Annotated in this window: 11 protein-coding genes; 4 read left to right on the top strand and 7 right to left on the bottom strand. The window is 68.0% G+C overall.

The features are described from left to right. Positions 1-19 precede the first annotated feature (19 nt). The 6 genes from M3I54_RS37445 to M3I54_RS37420 all read right to left on the bottom strand — a co-directional run bounded on the left by M3I54_RS37445 (position 20) and on the right by M3I54_RS37420 (position 7,664). Positions 20-880, bottom strand: a complete 861-nt coding sequence (locus M3I54_RS37445; protein WP_254344840.1) for a polysaccharide deacetylase family protein — start codon at positions 878-880, stop codon at positions 20-22. Next, on the bottom strand, positions 877-3,447 hold the full coding sequence (locus tag M3I54_RS37440) for an MMPL family transporter (RefSeq protein WP_254344838.1): 2,571 nt from the start codon (positions 3,445-3,447) through the stop codon (positions 877-879). Before M3I54_RS37440 ends, M3I54_RS37445 begins: the two co-directional genes overlap by 4 nt. Next, positions 3,447-4,100 carry an outer membrane lipoprotein carrier protein LolA gene (locus M3I54_RS37435; protein ID WP_254344836.1) on the bottom strand — a complete coding sequence of 218 codons (654 nt, stop codon included), beginning with the start codon at positions 4,098-4,100 and terminating at the stop codon, positions 3,447-3,449. The genes M3I54_RS37440 and M3I54_RS37435 overlap by 1 nt, the downstream gene beginning before the upstream one ends. Continuing rightward, entirely contained in the window at positions 4,097-5,146 is a 1,050-nt protein-coding gene (locus tag M3I54_RS37430; RefSeq protein WP_375542281.1) for an acyl-CoA synthetase, read from the bottom strand. The genes M3I54_RS37435 and M3I54_RS37430 overlap by 4 nt, the downstream gene beginning before the upstream one ends. Next, positions 5,143-6,927 (bottom strand): AMP-binding protein, encoded by a 1,785-nt coding sequence (locus M3I54_RS37425; protein ID WP_254344864.1) that lies wholly within the window; start codon positions 6,925-6,927, stop codon positions 5,143-5,145. Before M3I54_RS37425 ends, M3I54_RS37430 begins: the two co-directional genes overlap by 4 nt. Before the next feature lie 68 nt (positions 6,928-6,995). Then, a complete protein-coding gene (locus M3I54_RS37420; RefSeq protein ID WP_254344834.1) occupies positions 6,996-7,664 on the bottom strand; it encodes a hypothetical protein in 669 nt (222 codons plus the stop codon). A 527-nt stretch (positions 7,665-8,191) separates the two neighbouring features. Between M3I54_RS37420 and M3I54_RS37415 the strand changes: the two genes are divergently transcribed. From M3I54_RS37415 to M3I54_RS37405, 3 genes are all read left to right on the top strand, one after another. Next, a complete protein-coding gene (locus M3I54_RS37415; RefSeq protein ID WP_254344862.1) occupies positions 8,192-8,452 on the top strand; it encodes a phosphopantetheine-binding protein in 261 nt (86 codons plus the stop codon). A 60-nt stretch (positions 8,453-8,512) separates the two neighbouring features. After that, positions 8,513-9,229 carry a 3-oxoacyl-ACP reductase FabG gene (fabG, locus tag M3I54_RS37410; protein ID WP_254344825.1) on the top strand — a complete coding sequence of 239 codons (717 nt, stop codon included), beginning with the start codon at positions 8,513-8,515 and terminating at the stop codon, positions 9,227-9,229. Between the two features lie 240 nt (positions 9,230-9,469). Continuing rightward, complete coding sequence (locus M3I54_RS37405) at positions 9,470-10,228, top strand: glycosyltransferase family 2 protein (RefSeq protein WP_254344860.1); 759 nt, start codon at positions 9,470-9,472, stop codon at positions 10,226-10,228. 15 nt (positions 10,229-10,243) lie between these two features. Here the strand turns inward: M3I54_RS37405 and M3I54_RS37400 are convergent, their stop codons facing one another. Next, entirely contained in the window at positions 10,244-13,822 is a 3,579-nt protein-coding gene (locus M3I54_RS37400; protein ID WP_254344823.1) for an indolepyruvate ferredoxin oxidoreductase family protein, read from the bottom strand. A gap of 258 nt (positions 13,823-14,080) precedes the next feature. On the opposite strand from M3I54_RS37400, the gene M3I54_RS37395 reads away from it, so the two are divergent. Continuing rightward, complete coding sequence (locus tag M3I54_RS37395) at positions 14,081-14,686, top strand: hypothetical protein (RefSeq protein ID WP_254344820.1); 606 nt, start codon at positions 14,081-14,083, stop codon at positions 14,684-14,686. Positions 14,687-14,795 lie beyond the last annotated feature (109 nt).

The following is a 14,795-nucleotide window of genomic DNA, read 5'->3' as shown; positions in this document are numbered from 1 at the left end:
CGTTGGCGCAGCGGTGGAATCAGGGTTGACCGGACTCGCCGTCGAGGCACGCGCGCAGTGTGGTCCACTGCAGCTCGCGTTCGGCGGCGGCGCGCATGAGCGGCGGCAGCACCTCGAGCACGAGCGGCTTGCCGCGCGCGTCGCGCGCGGCGTGGCCGTCGTGCACGAGCACGATATCGCGGGCAGCCAGGCCATCGAGCAAGCGGTATGCGACCGCGCCGGCGTCTTTCGCGCACGTGTCGAAGCCGCGCCGCGTCCAGCTCGCGAGGTGCAGGCCGAGGCCGCACAGCACCGGCTCGAGGAACGGATTGCGCAGGCCCGCCGGTGCACGAAAAAAGCGCGGCGGCATACCCGCGATTTCGCTGAGCGTGCGCTGCGCCGCCTCGATCTCGCGCTTCATCACGAGCGGCCCCGAGAGCGAAAACGTATGCCGATGGCGCTGGCTATGGTTCTCGACGGCATGGCCGCGCGCCACGATCGCTTCGACCAGATGCGGGTAGCGTTGCGCCAGCTCGCCGATGCAGAAGAACGTTGCGCGCGCATCGAAACGATCAAGCAGGTCGAGCACGTGCGGAGTCACTTCGGGGTCCGGACCATCGTCGATGGTGAGCGCGATGCGCTGCCCCGCGTGTTCGGGCAGGCGCGTCCAGTTCGGGCCGAGCAGCGCGCTGCGCGGCCACAGCCCCGCGGCGGTGAGCGCGAGATGCGAGGCCACCACGCTGCCCGCGGCCCATGGCCACGCGTGCGGCTGCGCGACCAGGGCGGCGGCCGCGCCCGCGTGCAGCGCCGCCGCGCCGCACATGAAGGGCGACGGCTTCCAGCGGCGCGCCGTGGCGGACGCGGGCGTCACACGCGTAGACGGCAACGAAGCCGAGTTCATGCGCGGCCTCCGTGCGGGTGGCTCATCTGTGCGCGTTCGGTGCGCGGGCGAGCGGGCCGCCGTTGCTCGGGCGTATCGGCGGCCACGTGCGCCTCGTCGCTGCTGCGCACGAGCGGCGGCGCGAGAATTGCCGCGAATACGAGCGCGAGCATCGCGCCCGGCCCGACCGTCAGCCCGAACGTTTCGAGCAGCGGTACATGAGACAGCGAGAGCAGACCGAAGCCCGCCACCGTTGCGAGATTGGCGATCAGCAGCGAGACGAGCGTGCGCGGCGTGATGCCCGCTTCGTCGTCGCGCTTGCAAAAGAACAGCGCATAGTTCGAGCCCACCGCGACGATGAGCAGCATGCCGATCAGGTGCAGAATGGTGAGCGATACGCCCGCCAGCGCAAATCCCGCCGCCACGACCAGCACCGCCGCGACGAGCGGCGCGAGCGCACGCGCCGCGCGCGAGAACGAGCGCAGCGCGAGCGCCAGCAGCACGACGATGACGACGAAACCCGCGAGCGAGAGGCGAATGTCTTCGTGCACATAGTCCACGTACATGCGGTCGGCTTCGGCCTTCAAGTCGACGAAGAGCGCGCCCGGGACGTTCGCACGGGCGACGGCGTCACTCACCGAGCCGGCGTTGAGGCTTGGCGTATTCACGGCCGGCGCGGCCTGTGCGCCCTGTGCGCCCTGTGCGCCCTGTGAATTGCGCGGCGCGCGCAAGGCGAGCATGGCGGTCCATTGACCGTCGCGCTGCGTCAGGAGCGCATCGACGGCGAGCGCCATCGACGTGCCCTTGAGGTCCACGCGCGTGACGAGTGGCGCGTTGCGCGCCGCCTCGACGTCGGCGAGGAACGGCGCGAAGGCGTCGGGCCTCACGTCCACCGGCTGGTTCTTGATCGCCTCTTCCAGGCGCGCCGCGAGCACGTCCTTACCGGGCAGGCTCGCGAGGCGCGCACGCTGCGTGGCGTCGCTCGGCAGGTAGCGCGCGGGGCTCTCGAAGCCGCCCAGCACGCCACGGTCGACGAGCGGCTGCAACTGCGCGCCGACCTTCTCCGCGCCTTCGAGCGCGGCCTGCTCGCTCGCGGCCGGAATCACCACGAGATAGCGCACGTCGGGCGCGCCCACGTCCGCGCGCAGGCGCGTGTCGAGCGCCTGGCTCGCAGCGGGCACGGGGCTCAAGGAGGAAAGCTCGTGGCTCCAGAGGTCGTCGCGATGCAGCCAGAGCGACGCCACCGCGGCGAGCACGAGCGCCGCGAGCGGCCAACGCAGACGCGGCGCGGCGTGCGCGAGCCGTGCGAGCGCCGCGCCGATGCGCGAAACATCGCGAATCGCGACTGCTCCGCCGCACAGCTGCGGCAGCACGAAGCGCGTGACGAGTGCAGCGCTCACGAGCCCCGCGATCGAATAGAGCCCGAGTTGCACGAGGCCGGGGAAGCCCGAGAACAGCATCGTCGCGAAGCCGCACACCGAGGTGAGCACGCCAAGGCGGATGGTCGGCCAGTAAGCGGCAAGCCATGCACGCATCGTCTCGCGGCCCTGCGGTGCGCCGCGGGGGCCGCCCTGCGACGACTGCACGAACAGATAGATCGAGTAGTCCACGGCCTCGCCCATCAGCGTCGTGCCGAAGCCGAGCGTCAAGCCGTGCACCGTGCCAAACACGAGCGAAACCGTGGCGATGCCCGCCGCCACGCCCGAGAACACCGGCAAGAGCCCGAGCGCCAGCGTGCGCGGCGAGCGGTACAGCGTGAGCAGCAGCGCGACGATCAGCACGAGGCTGAGGGTGGAGAGGCGTTCCACGTCGTGGCGAATGGCGTCGCGCGTGGCGACTGCGAACACACCCGGCCCTGTCAGCGATACCTGGTAGGCCGAAGCATTGGGCAAGGTACGCGTAGCGGCCGCAAAGGCGGCTCGCACGGCGTCGATGGCGTGCGCCTGGGCGTCGGTGTCGGAGCCGGCGGCCACCGTTTGCGCGACGAGCACGGCGCGCCGGCCGTCGCGCGAGGCCCATACGCCGCCGCGGCTCTCAGGCTGCGCCGCGCTGTCGAGCTGGCCGACCATCGCTGTCACCTCGCCTGTGGGGTCGCTCGGCAGCAGGTCCTTGGCAACCAGCCCCGCCGACGAGGTCAGCAGATCGAGGCTCTCGCCCAGCGCCTCGTGCAGCCCTTGCTCCGTGAAGTGTTGCGGCGTGACCGCGGGGCTCAGCACATAGCGGTGCGTGAACATGAACTGCTCGTCGCGCGCGTCGTTCTGGCCCGAGCCGTTGTGAATCGCCACGAATTGCGGGTCGGCGCGCAAGCTCGCCGCCACACGGCGCGAAAGCGCGGCGCGCGTGCTCTCGTACCCGCCGTCGATGCCGATAAGAATGAGTCGGGAAGCCAGGCCGTCGCGCAATTGATCGACGAGCACTTGCTGCGTGGGACTCGGCGAGCGCGGCAGAAACGCCGAGAGATCGGCGGTGAAATTCGCACGGCCGATCGCCACCGCGCACGCGACGAGACACACCAGCCACACCGCAACGGCGCGGCGCCGCATGAGCGCGAAACCGCGCGCAAGGAACGGATGGGCGCGCGGGTCCATCAGTTCGCATCCGCGGAAAGGGCGTGCAGGCGCATCACCGAATGATCGCCGTCTGCCTGCTGGATCGCGACGCTGCGCATTGCGTCGCGCGTGCCGTCTATCGTGATCGTGCTCACCACCTTGCGCATGCGCGAGTCGAGCGGCGTGAGCGTGAGCGTCCAGTCGTCGCCCTCACCCGTGAGCGCGACCTTGTACACCTGCTCCAGGGCGAAGCGGTTGCCCGCGAGCGTCGCACGGATGCTCTCGATGAACGCGCCCAGCTCTGGATAGCGCGCGAGCGCCAGCGTGTATTTGTGGTTCTCGCGCTGCACGGTCAACATGTCGCCGTCCACCATGAGGTGCTCGGGCTTCGGATTCTGCGTGATCTTTTCCAGATGATCGGGCGCGACGAACACGAGCTCTCCCGACGACTCCACGGGCTGAGTGGCGATCGAGAGGTACTTCGTCTCGGTGAAGCTCGCGCGGCCGGACTTGTGCTGCGCGAGCGTGGACATCAGGCGGTCGAGCGTCCAGGCGGGTTGCGCGGATTCGGCAGCCTGTGCCTGCACGACAGGCGCGGCCGCCGTCACGATGAAAGCGGCGAGGAATGCGGCGCTCGCCAGCGCACGCATGCAGCGCGCGCGCAAAGGTGCGGAACGGCGGATCGCGCTCATGCGTCGGTCACCTCGCGCACGGGAAGTTCGGCATGGGGGCGCGTCTCGCGGCGGCGCACCGGCGCCGGCGCCGGCGCCGGCGCACGGGGCGCAGCGCTTGCCGGTGCGGGTGCGGGTGCGCCAACCTTCGCGCCCTGCATGCCGCCCTGCCAGAAATCGTAGTAGTTGAACCAGTTATACGGCGCCATGCGGCAATAGCGGTCGAGCAGCGTGACGTAGCGCACGAGCGCCGCGTCGATGGCGTGCTGGCGCGCCTCGCGCGGCACGTCGGTGAAGTCCGCCAGCGTTTCGAAGTGCACGTCGTAGCGATTGCCGCCGCGATAGAGGCCCGTCATGAAGAGCACCGGACGCTTGAGCATCGCGGCCATGTAGAGCGGCCCGAGCGGGAACGCCGCCGGCTCGCCGAGAAACGCCATACGCCGCATGGTGGCTGCGTTGTCGGCGAGCAGTGTGCGATCCGCGAGCATGCCCACCATGCAGTTCTGGTCGAGACGTTCGTGCACTTTCAACATCGAGCCGACCTGGCCGAGCCCGATCACTTCGGGCTTCGCCGCGGGATTCACGGCGGCGAGCGTCGCGTTGATCTTCTGCGCGTTCTCTTCGTACATCGTCACGACCACGCGCAAGTCGGGCCTCGTGCGGCCGAGCGCGCGCACGATCTCGAAGCTGCCGAGGTGCGCGCCCATCAGGAACACGCCGCGCCCCTTGGCGAGCGTCTCGTCCACGAGCGTATGACCGTGCGGGCGGATATCGAACATGTCGAAGCGCGCGTTCGCCAGATAGATGCGGTCGTGGATCGTCGAAGCGAACGTGAACACGTGGCGGTAGACGTCGCGCCAGTGCGCCGGGCGGCCCAGCACGCGGCGCAGGTAGTCGCGCGAGGCCGTGCACGCGCGCGGCGAAAACAGCACGAAATACAGCGCGATCAAATGCAGCAGCGCGCGGCCCGCGCGGCGGCCCAGGCGCAGCGAGAGCCACGTCATGACGCGCAGGAGCAGCGTGTTGCTGCGCTCCTGCTGGTTCGCCCAGTCGGTGCGCTTCGTCATGGCCGCGCTCCGGTTTGCGCGCTCGCGCGCGTGAGCGGTTCGGCGCTGAGTGCGTCAGCGGTTTCGTCACTGATGACGCCGCTCGCGACATCGCGCGCGCCCGCGCGCAGCGTGAAGCGGATCGCGCCGCTCGCCGCCGGGTCCCAGGCGAGGTCGAGTGTTTCGCCGGGCGCGGCCGGACTCAGGAATTTCGCGGCGCTGAGCTTGAACGTGGTGAACGGCCGGTTCAGCGCGTCGCCGATCGCGTCGATGGCGTGATCGAGCAGCACGACGCCGGGCACGATCGGGTGACCCGGGAAGTGGCCAGGCAGCGCGGGATGATCGGCGGGAATCGTGAACGAAAGCGTGGACGCGGGTTTGGACAAACCGTCGCCCGCGTCCTTCTCGGCGGGCACGAGGCCGCCGCGCGTATGCAGCACGACGAACGCCGCGAGCACGTCGTGCGGCAGCTTGCCGGTGTCGTTGCGCGGCAGGGAATCGACGAACACGAGCGGACGCGGCAGAAACGCGCGATCGATGCGCTCGCGCAGCGCGCGCTGCAGATCGGCGAGCGACAGCGTGGGCGCGACCACGAGCGCGACGAGGCGCTGCACGACGTCGTGGCCCGTGCGCGCATCGTGCTCGAGGTGATCGGGCATGAAGAACACGCCGTCCACCACGCCTGGAATCGCGTTGAGCTGATGGTTGAGGTAGGCGAGCGAGGTCCGTTTGCCCGCGATGTTGATGAGGTCTGCCTTGCGCCCGTGCAACAAGAAACGCTGCGCGTCGAGCAGTTCGATGGCGTCGCCCATCGGTACCGGCTCTTCCACGTGGCCGCCCGATACCCACATCGTCGGGCCTTCGTCGTCCTGGTGCGCGCTTTCGCGCGCTTCGAAGCGAACCTTCGGGAACAGTTGCCACGCTGCCCCCTTCGCGGTGCGGCGCGTCGCGATCTGGCCGGTTTCGGTGCTGCCGTAGATTTCGATGAGCGGCGCCTTCAGGCGCCCTTCCGCTTCGAGCGCGAGCTTTTCCGAGAGCGGCGCGGTGGCGGAGAGCAGCAGCTCGGCCGGCGGCAGCGCATGACCGGTGGCGAGCAGCGCGCGCAGATGGATTGGCGAGGTGACGAGCACGCGCGGGTGCGGCACCGCTTCGAGTTCGTCGCGGATATCGACGGGATAGAACGGCAGCCGGTTGCTGAACGCGAAGCCGCCAATCAACGGGAGCAGCACGGTCACTTCGAAACCGTACATGTGCTGCGGTGGAACCGTGCCGACGATCGTGCAGTCGTGCGCGTCCAGCAGGCCCAAGCGCTCGGCCGACACGCGCACGCCCGCCACGAGCGCGCCCCACGTCTTGCCATGCGGCACCGGCGCGCCGGTGGACCCCGACGTGAACACGTAGGCCATGATGCGCGAGGCGTCGATCTGCGGGACGACGAACGGCGCGTCCCCGCCCGCATCTTGCTGTGCTTCGGGCCAGGCGAAACGCGGCAGGTCGATCGCGCAATCGGTCGCGTCGTGCAGGCAGAACGCGTCGGGGGCGAACGAGGCGAGCTGGCGCACCGTCTCCGGCGTCTGTGTGGAGGGCAGCAGGCTGATGCGGCCGGACACGAGCGCTGCGCACAGGCCCACGGTGAAGCGGTAGCGGTCGCGGCAGACGTTGAACACGTGGCCGCCCGCCGGCAGCGCCGCGGCCACACGCGTGACATCGGCGAGGAAAGCGCGCACCGTGACGGGCGCGCCGTCGCGCCAGGCAATGAGCTGGTCGGGCGACGTATGAAAAACGAGCGGATGAGTCTGCATAACTTCAGTCAATACGGATTCCTGCGTTGTTCCCTGCTTGGCCTCGGGCTGGCGAGCGGCATCCATGATCAGGAATGCTCCGCGTGCGCCTGTGTCGTCTGCCCGGTTGTCTGCCTGTAAGCGCGAATCGCGTCGAGCATGCCGGCATTCGGCTCGCCAGGCAGCACGAAACGCCTGCATGCGTGCTCGGCGACGAACATCACCGCCACGAGCGGCAACGCCAGATAGTTGGCGAACGTCGACCACGCGACGATCGGTGCAACCGCGAACATCAGCGTCGAAACGCCGGCAATCGCGATGAAAAAGAGCGTCCACGCGAGCGTGATCTGGCGCGTATAGCGCGCGACGGCTGGCGTGAGCGCGCCGCCGTGGATCATCGACGCGAACTGCGTGCAAAGCGGCACGCGCCCCGCCGCCAGCGTGCGCCCGAACAGCAGCGCCATCGCGAGGTTGAAGCTCACATGCTCCAGATACAGTCCCCATTCAAAGTGAAAAGCAAGCGGCGTGCGCATGAACCACAGCGCGAGCACCACGAGCGCCCAGAGCGGCAGCAGCCACACCCGGCGCGGCGAGCGCGCGGCGGCGGCCAGCGCGATCGCGAGCGGGGGCACGAGCGCCATGGCAAGGCCAAAGCCGTGCGCGCCCGGCGTCGCCACCGCGTAGTGCGCGCCAATTTGCCAGGCGGCCACCAATGCCACGCCAAGCGCCGCGCGCGCCGCCGCAGCCACTGCGCTCATCGCCCGCCTCCGCGCACGCGCGCGCCAACCCGCCGTGCGCACGGCGCCAGCGGGCGAACGGCCCCGGTGCGACCCAAGACGGACTGGCTGAGCGAAGAAGGCATCTGGCAAATATCGAAAATGAGGGCGTAAGAGAATCGTAGGGTGAAGCAAGCGCCCCGAATCATCATAGGAAACGCAAGTATCGGGCCGGTTTCTTGCAAGCTTGTTCAGGCACGCACATTTTAAGATTGGCGGGACCCGATCACCTGTCCTGTCAGGCGCCGGTTTGTAACTGAATGTTCAGAATCGCGCCAGGCAAGGCTTTTGTCCGATCCAGACAGGCCCGAAGCCGCGCAAGCGTCTCACGCGTTCCGATCCCGAATATGCGCGCCGCCTGGCACCGACCCTCTGTAACCCTTTCGCTCGGGAGCACCGTATACGCACCGATACCCTTCACTTAGAATCCTGGTAACTTTTACATCAAACGAACCCTAAAAACGGGCGGCCGGCGCTTTCGGCCCGCACGCCCGGAGAGCCCACGGATGATGAACGCACTGGAACAAGAGCTCGCCACGCAGATCGTGAAAGAGCTGAATCTCGAAGATGTCTCGCTCGACGAAGTGAGCGCCGACACCCCGCTCTACGGCGAAGGCCTCGGGCTCGACTCGATCGACATTCTGGAAATTGCGCTGCTGATCTCGAAGAAGTACGGCTTCGAGCTGCGCTCGGACAATCCGGAAAACGAAAAGATCTTCGCGACGCTCGGTACGCTTGCCGCCTATGTCGCGGCGCACCGCGTGCGCTAACGTGCGCTGCGCGCGGTGCCGTGACTGCCGGCGCTAGCCAGGATTGATGGAGGAAAACCCATGCGTGCACTCGTGACAGGCGGCAGCGGCGCACTCGGGCAGGCCATAAGCGTCGCGCTCGCGCAAGCCGGCCACGAGGTCTGGGTGCATGCGAACCGGCGTCTGGCAGAGGCCGAGGCCGTCGCGCAGCGCATCGTCGCGGCGGGCGGCAGCGCGCACGCCATTGCCTTCGACGTGACCGACGCCGACGCAACCGAAACCGCGCTCGCACGTCTCGTCGAAGACGCGCCCGTGCAGATCCTGGTGAACAACGCGGGCATTCACGACGACGCGCCACTGGTGGGCATGAGGCGAGAGCAATGGCGCCGCGTGATCGACGTCTCGCTCAACGGCTTTTTCAACGTGACGCAGCCGCTGCTCATGCCGATGATCCGCACGCGCCGCGGGCGCATCGTCAATATCGCCTCGCTCGCAGGCGTGATGGGCAATCGCGGCCAGGCGAACTACGCGGCCGCGAAAGCCGGGCTGATCGGCGCGACGAAATCGCTCTCGCTGGAACTGGCTTCGCGCGGCATCACCGTGAACGCCGTGGCGCCCGGTATCATCGCTTCGCCCATGGCGGAGCACGCGTTTCCCGTCGAGCGCATCAAGCAGCTCGTGCCCGCGCAGCGCGCCGGCCAGCCCGCGGAAGTCGCGGCCATGGTGGCGTACCTGGTGTCCGACGCGGCCGCCTACGTGACAGGGCAAGTGCTCTCGATCAACGGCGGCCTGGCCTGAACACGCGGCGCGTTTTCCGCTGCTGCATCCTCTGAGGAAATACGAGTGTCTGTGCAACCCTTCGACGCAAAGCGGCAGTCGCGCTCCGCGCCCGGCACGAGCACGGGCGCGAGCGCCGAAGCATCCGGTTACGAAGTCCCCGCGCGCGATGCGCCGGACGTTCGGCCGGGCGGTTATGCGCGCGCAGCGGCGCGACCTAAAATTTTTTCAGGGTCTCTCGCTGTAGAAGCGCCCGCTGCCATGTCCACGCCTTCGTCCACGCATCTCGTCCTGATCCCGAGCTACAACCCTGGCGCCAAGCTCGACGAGACCGTGCGCGGCGCACGCGCGCAATGGAACCCCGTGTGGGTCGTGGTGGACGGCAGCACGGACGGCAGCGCCGCGCGCCTGCAGGCCATGGCCAACGACGACCCCGGCCTGCATGTCATCGTGCTGCCCGCCAACCGGGGCAAGGGCGGCGCGGTGCTCGCGGGGCTCGAAGCCGCCGCGGCGCGTGGCTTCACTCACGTGCTGACGATGGACTCTGACGGCCAGCACCCCGCCGCGCTGATTCCCGAATTCATGGCCGCCTCGCAGGCCGAGCCCGAAGCCATGGTGCTGGGCCTGCCGAAGTTCGACGCGAGCGCGCCGCAACTGCGCGTGCAGGGACGACGCCTCTCGAACTTCTTCGCCGACTTCGAGACGCTGTGGGCCGGCATCGGCGATTCACTTTACGGCTTTCGCGTGTACCCCATCGCGCCGCTCAAGGCGATCATGCAGCGCCAGACGTGGATGCGCCGCTTCGACTTCGATCCCGAAGCCGCCGTGCGCCTGTGCTGGGCCGGCGTGCGGCCCATCCAGATCGAAGCGCCGGTGCGCTACTTCGGCGCCGATGAAGGCGGCGTCTCGCATTTCAACTACGTGCGCGACAACCTGCTGCTCGCGGGAATGCATCTGCGGCTCGTGAGCGGGTTCGCGCTGCGCCTGCCGCGGTTGATCGGCAGGCGCTTGCTCCCCTGATCGCTCGATGGCTTCTTACGCCGTGGCGCGCTTCGCAGCGGGCGCGCGGTAGTCGGCCAGCAGGCGCTCCTTCTTTTTCCCGGCCGCAGCGAGATTGCGCGCCTTGACGTGGCCGAAGCCGCGAATCTCGTCGGGCAGCGCCGCAAGCTGCAGCGCGGCGGGCAGGCGCTGCGCGTCGAGGCTCGCGCAGAATTCGTCCACGAGCGCCACGTATTGCGCAATCGAGCGGCGTTCGTCGCGACGTTCTTCGGTCTTGCCGAACACGTCGAACGCCGTGCCGCGCAGCCCCTTCATGCGGGCCAGCGTGCGCAACGCCGGCAGCACCCACGGACCGAAACGGCGCTTCACGAGATGACCGTGCTCGTCGCGCGTCGCGAACAGCGGCGGCGCGAGCCAGAAGTTCAGCTTGTAGTCGCGTCCCGGCTCGCCTTCGAACTGCTCGCGCAGCTTCTGCAGATACGCAGGATCGGCATAAAGACGCGCGACCTCGTATTCGTCCTTATAGGCCATGAGCTTCGCGAGATTCACGGCAACGGCGCGCGTGAGCGGCAGCTTCGCGTCGCCGCCAAGCTCGGTCTCTTTCACGCGAATGCGCTCGACCACGCGGCGATATTGCTCCGCATAGGCGGTGTTCTGATACGCGGTGAGCAACGCTTCACGCGCGCCAATCACCTTATCGAGCGATTCGGGCATCCGCAGAACGATAGCTTGCGGTTCCGCCGGCGTTTTGGTGAGTGCGCGCACGACCGCCTCGCCATGCTGCGCGACGTAGCGCCCCCAGTTGAACGCCTGCTGGTTCTTCTCCACGGCCACGGCGTTGAGTTCGATCGCACGACGCAGATGCGCGAGTTCGAGCGGCAGCCAGCCCTTTTGCCACGCATAGCCCAGCAACAGCGGATTGCTGTAGATCGTGTCGCCGAGCAAGGCCAGCGCGAGCGCATTGGCGTCCACGAACGCACATCCCTCGCCGATGCTCGCGCGCAGTTCAGCCTCGGTTTGCGCGCCCGGGAACGTCCACTTGGGATTCTTGACGAATTCCGCAGTCGGCGTCGCGCCGCTGTTGATCGCCGCGACCGTCACGCCATGCTGGGTGCGCGAGAGCACGTCGCCCGAAGCGGAGACGATCGCATCGCAGCCGATCACAAGGCGCGCCTCGCCCGTGGCGATCCGCGTGGCGTGCAAAGCGGCGGGCGTCGCCGCCACCTGCACGTGGCTCAGCACGGCGCCGCCCTTTTGCGCGAGCCCGGCCATGTCGAGTACGGTCACGCCCTTGCCCGCAAGATGCGCGGCCATGCCGATCAGGCCGCCGATGGTTACGACACCCGTGCCGCCCACGCCCGTCACGAGAATGCCGTAAGGCTTCGCCAGTTGCGGGAGCACAGGCATGGGCAACGCGTCGAAGTCGATCGATGCGGCGCTGGACACATTCGCCGCGCGCGGCTTGCGCAACTGCGCGCCCTCGGCCGTCACGAAGCTCGGGCAAAAGCCCTTCACGCACGAGAAGTCCTTGTTGCACGACGACTGGTTGATCTTGCGCTTCGTGCCGAGTGGCGTGTCGAGCGGCTCGACGGAAAGACAGTTCGATTGCACCGAGCAGTCGCCGCAGCCCTCGCACACGGCGTCGTTGATGAACGCGCGGCGCGCCGGGTCGGGATAGGCGCCGCGCTTGCGGCGACGGCGCTTTTCGGTGGCGCAGGTCTGGTCGTAGATCAGCACGGTGGTGCCGGCCATGTCGCGCAACGTGCGCTGCACGCTATCGAGCTGGTCACGATGGTGAACATCCACGCCTGCCGGCAATACGATACCCGAGTCGTATTTTTGCGGCTCATCCGTGACGATGACGATGCGCTTCGCCCCTTCGGCATGCACCTGATGCGCGATCTGCGGCACGGTGAGCACGCCGTCCACGGGCTGGCCACCCGTCATCGCCACCGCGTCGTTGTAGAGAATCTTGTAGGTGATGTTGGCGTTCGATGCGATGGCTGCGCGAATCGCCAGCAGTCCTGAGTGAAAGTACGTGCCATCGCCGAGATTCACGAACACGTGCTTGTCACCCGAGAAGTGCATCTGGCCGAGCCACGCCACGCCCTCACCGCCCATCTGGCTGAACGTTTCGGTCTTGCGGTCCATCCACATCGACATGTAGTGGCAGCCAATGCCCGCCAGCGCACGCGAGCCTTCGGGCACGTTCGTCGAGGTATTGTGCGGACAGCCCGAGCAAAACCACGGCTTGCGCTCCACCGTCACGCGCGGCTTGGCCGCTTCGCGCTCCTTCGCCTCGATGATCGCCACGCGCGCGAGCATGCGCGCGCGAACTTCCTCGGGCACGTCGGCGCGCGCGAGACGCCGCGCAATGGCCTTGGCGATCAGCGCGGGCGAGAGTTCGTAGTGCGCGGGCAGCAGCCAGTTGCCGCGCGGCACCGACCATTCGCCACCTTCGTTGTCGCGCTCGTCGAATTTGCCGTAGATCTTGGGGCGCACGTCTTCGCGCCAGTTGTATAGCTCTTCCTTGAGCGCGTATTCGAGAATCTGGCGCTTTTCCTCCACCACGAGAATTTCTTCGAGCCCGGTAGCGAAGCCGCGCGCGTCCTGCGCGTCGAGCGGCCACACACAGCCCACCTTGAGCACGCGCACGCCGATCTGCGCGCAGGTTTCGTCGTCGAGGCCGAGGTCGGTGAGCGCCTGGCGCACGTCGAGATACGCCTTGCCCGCGGTCATGATGCCAAAGCGTGCACGCGGCGAATCGATCACCACGCGGTTCAGGCGGTTCGCGCGCACATAGGCGAGCGCGGCGTACCACTTCTCGTCGAGCAGGCGCGCTTCCTGAGAGAGCGGCGTGTCGGGCCAGCGGATATTGAGTCCGCCTTCGGGCACGGTGTAGTCGGCGGGCGTGACGATTTCCACGCGATCCGGGTCGAGGTCGATCGACGCAGTCGATTCGATCACGTCGGTCACGCACTTCATGGCGACCCACAAGCCCGAGTAGCGGCTCATGGCCCAGCCGTGCAAACCGTAGTCGAGATATTCCTGCACGTTCGCGGGATAGAGCACGGGAATGCCCGCCGCGATGAGCGCGTGTTCGGACTGGTGCGCGACCGAGGACGACTTCGCGGCATGGTCGTCGCCGGCGAGCACGAGCACGCCGCCGCGCGCGTCGCTGCCCGCGGAGTTGGCGTGCTTGAACACGTCGCCGGTGCGGTCGACGCCGGGGCCCTTGCCGTACCACATGCCGAACACGCCGTCGCGCTGCGCGCCGGGCCAGAGATTGATCTGCTGCGTGCCCCACACGGCGGTGGCGGCGAGGTCCTCGTTCACGCCGGGCTGGAACACGACGTCGTGCGCCTGGAGGTGCTTTTTCGCCTTCCAGAGCGACTGGTCGAGCGCGCCGAGCGGCGAGCCGCGATAGCCGGAGATGAAGCCCGCGGTATTCAAGCCGGCCTTGCGGTCGCGCGCCTTTTGCAGCATGGGCAGGCGCACCAGCGCCTGCGTGCCGCTGATGTACACGCGGCCTTTTTCCAGTGTGTATTTGTCGTCGAGCGAAACGGATGCGGCTAGCGATGCAGCTTCTACGGCGGCACGGTCTGGGGCGTTCATGGCGGGGCTGTCTCCGGAATCGGTACTTCATCGGTACGTTTTCCGGGCGAGTATAGGAAGCCGATATGCCATCGTAAAATCACAAATTGGAAACGCTGGTATGCGAAAAACGGATGGCTGGGCGCGATGGAGGTCGCGCATCGAGGGGCGCTTGCTCAAGCGCCTCGGGCATTTGCCGTTAACACACGGGACCAGCAACCCCTCATTCCGGAGTCCCGCTTGCACGCGAAACCACGCGCTCTGCCATCTGCATCTGTCTTGTTCGGAACCCTGGCCGCAACCCTGCTGATCAGCGGCTGCGTCTCAAGCCCCCGCGTCGCCACCGCACCCGCGCGCCCCACGACCGTGGTCGTCGCTCCCCCGCCGCCGCCTGTCGTCGTCGCGCAACCCGTTTACGTGCCACAGCCGTACGACGCCTACGTTTCGGTCGTGCTCGACCGCGACGTGGTCTACGCCGGCGGCAGCACGTATATCTGGATCGTGGGAGCGGACGGCCACCGCCAGCGCCGCTACTACGGGCGCGGCGACCTGCGCGGCGAAGTCCTGCACCGCCGCGCGGAATTGCGCGTCGTGATGGCGCACAACGAAGGCCATCTGCCGATGCAGCACGCGCGCATGCCCGAGCCCCAGCGCGTGCGCGTGACGATGCAGCCGCACGGCACGCCGCCGCATGGCTACCGGCCGCAGCCGGGCGGGCATCCTCCGGCGCACACCGCTGCCCATCGTCCGCCGCCCGCGCCGAACCGCAACGCGAACGCCAACGCCAATGCGAATGCGAATGCCGGCCATCACCGCCACCCCGATGGCCATCCCAACGGCGCGCCTGCGCCGCGTTTCGCGGGCCAGCCGCCGCATGCTGGCTGATGCTGGCTAGGGCCAGCCAAGACCGGCTGTAGTTCGAACCGTCGGCCACCGTTCGCTGGTCGGCCTTAAAGGCCTAGCCGCTCCACTGTGGCGGCGCTCCGGCCCTTCA

This window comes from Paraburkholderia sp. CNPSo 3274 (genome assembly GCF_024206475.1).
In the GTDB taxonomy this organism is placed as follows: domain Bacteria; phylum Pseudomonadota; class Gammaproteobacteria; order Burkholderiales; family Burkholderiaceae; genus Paraburkholderia.
Note: the sequence above shows the minus strand (reverse complement) of the source record. Positions and strands in the feature narration are given on the sequence as shown.